This window comes from Deinococcus pimensis DSM 21231 (assembly GCF_000519345.1).
Classification (GTDB): Bacteria; Deinococcota; Deinococci; order Deinococcales; family Deinococcaceae; genus Deinococcus_A; species Deinococcus_A pimensis.
The window spans coordinates 1-1,792 of record NZ_KI912644.1 but is presented as its reverse complement, the minus strand read 5'-3'; the positions used below and the strand labels follow the sequence as shown (position 1 = coordinate 1,792).

The window sequence follows — 1,792 nt, the reverse complement described above, 5'->3', positions numbered from 1 at the left end:
GGAGCTGGCGGCGCTGCCGGGCGTGACGGCCGTGAGCCCGGACGGCGAGGACGGCGTCGTGACGCTCCGCGCCACCGAACCCGAGGCGGTCCTGCGGACCCTGTGGGCGCGCGGCGTGCCCTTCGATCATCTGGAAGTGAGCCGCGCGAGCCTGGAGGAGGCCTTCCTGAGCCTCACGGGCGGCGCGCACGAGGAGGTGCGGGCATGAACGACCTGACGAGCACGACGGACCACCCGGCCCCAACGACGGCCACCCCGAGCCCGAGTCTCCCGCGCGCCGTGGTGGCGCTCTCCCGCGCGGAGCTCGTGAAGCTCCTGCGCGTCCCCGCCTTCGCGATCCCCACGCTGGCCTTCCCGACGCTGTTCTTCGCGATGTTCGGCCTCCCGAACGTCGGGCGCACGCTGGCCGGGGTGGACGCGGGCGCGTACCTCGTCGTGTCGTACGCGGCGTACTCGCTGCTGTCCGTGGCGCTCTTCTCCTTCGGGGTGTCGGTCGCGTCGGAGCGGGCGCTGGGCTGGTCGCGCCTGCTGCGCGTCACGCCGATGCCGCCCGCCGCGTACCTCCTCGCGAAGGTCGTGGCGGCCCTCGTGACGGGCCTCGCGACGATCACGGTCCTCGTGACCTTCGCGGCGCTCGTGGGGCACGTGCGCTTCGAGGCGGGCGTCCTCGCGCTCGTCGTGCTGAAGCTCCTGGCGGGCATGACGCCCTTCGTGGCGCTCGGGCTCTTCCTGGGCTTCTCGGTCGGGCCGACCGCCGCCGCGCCCGTCGCGAACCTCGTGGTGCTGCCGCTCGCGTTCATGTCGGGGCTGTTCGTGCCGCTCTCGCTGGGCCCGGCGGCCATCCGGGAGATCGCGCCGTACTCGCCCGCCTACCACTTCGCGCAGGTGGCGTGGTCCACCATCGGCGTGAGGTCGAGCGGCGCGGAGGTCACGCACTGGCTGTGGCTGGCGGGCTGGGGCGCGCTGTTCGCCGGGCTCGCGCTGTGGGCGTACCGACGTGACGAGGACCGCCGTTACGGCTGAGCTCCGCGCGCGGACCCCGGGGGTCCGCGCGCCTACACTGGAGGACGACGTGAACGACCGCGCGACCCGTCCGAAGGTGTACCGAGCGCTGCCCCTCGTGTGGCTGGGCTACCTGCTGTTCCCCCTCTACGCCCTCACCCGCGCGGACGCGCCGCCCGCGTGGTTCGTCGGGACGTTCCTGGTGGGCAGCGCGGTGTTCGTGTTCGCCTACGTCCGGGTCTTCTCCGGGGACGTGGACGGGCGCTGGAACGTCGCGGCGTACGCGCTGTGCCTCGCGCTGTTCGCGCTGTGCGCGCCCTTCCTCGGGTCCTACGCGGTGACGTTCCTGATCTACGCCGCGTCCGTCGCGGGCTTCCAGGCGCGGCTGGAACGGGGCCTCGCGGGCACGCTCCTCGCGGCGCTGCTCTCCCTGACGCCTCTCGCGCGGCAGGGCGCGGGCGTCATGGACGTCGTGCCGCTCGCGCTGATCGGTCTCGTGAGCGGCGTCGGCAACCACTTCAGCTTCCGCGCGATGAGCGAGTCGCGCCGCGCGCGCAGGTTGCAGCGCGAGAAGGAACAGCTGGCGCAGACGGCGGAGCGCGAGCGCATCGCGCGGGACCTGCACGACCTGCTGGGGCACACCCTCAGCGTCGTGGTGCTCAAGAGCGAGCTCGCCGCGCGCCTGATCGAGCGCGACCCCGCGCGGGCCGCGCAGGAGATGCGCGAGGTGGAGCGCATCTCGCGCGGCGCGCTGTCCGAGGTGCGGTCCGCCGTGCGCGGCTACCGCGGC

The 1,792-nt window shown here is 73.8% G+C and carries 2 protein-coding genes and 1 pseudogene; all 3 read left to right on the top strand.

Annotated elements, in window-relative coordinates:
• A pseudogene (locus DEIPI_RS39665) lies at positions 1–208 on the top strand (hypothetical protein); the annotation flags it as partial.
• Complete coding sequence (locus tag DEIPI_RS39660) at positions 205–1,023, top strand: ABC transporter permease (protein WP_045234211.1); 819 nt, start codon at positions 205–207, stop codon at positions 1,021–1,023. The pseudogene DEIPI_RS39665 and the gene DEIPI_RS39660, both read left to right, overlap by 4 nt.
• A 49-nt stretch (positions 1,024–1,072) precedes the next feature.
• Positions 1,073–1,792 (top strand): sensor histidine kinase (locus DEIPI_RS40950; RefSeq protein ID WP_245588554.1); only part of this gene is annotated, 720 nt, incomplete at its 3' end.

Bases quoted from the DNA above. Each gene is read 5' to 3' on its own strand.
- DEIPI_RS39660 (WP_045234211.1), top strand. From the start codon at position 205: ATGAACGACCTGACGAGCACGACGGACCACCCGGCCCCAACGACGGCC.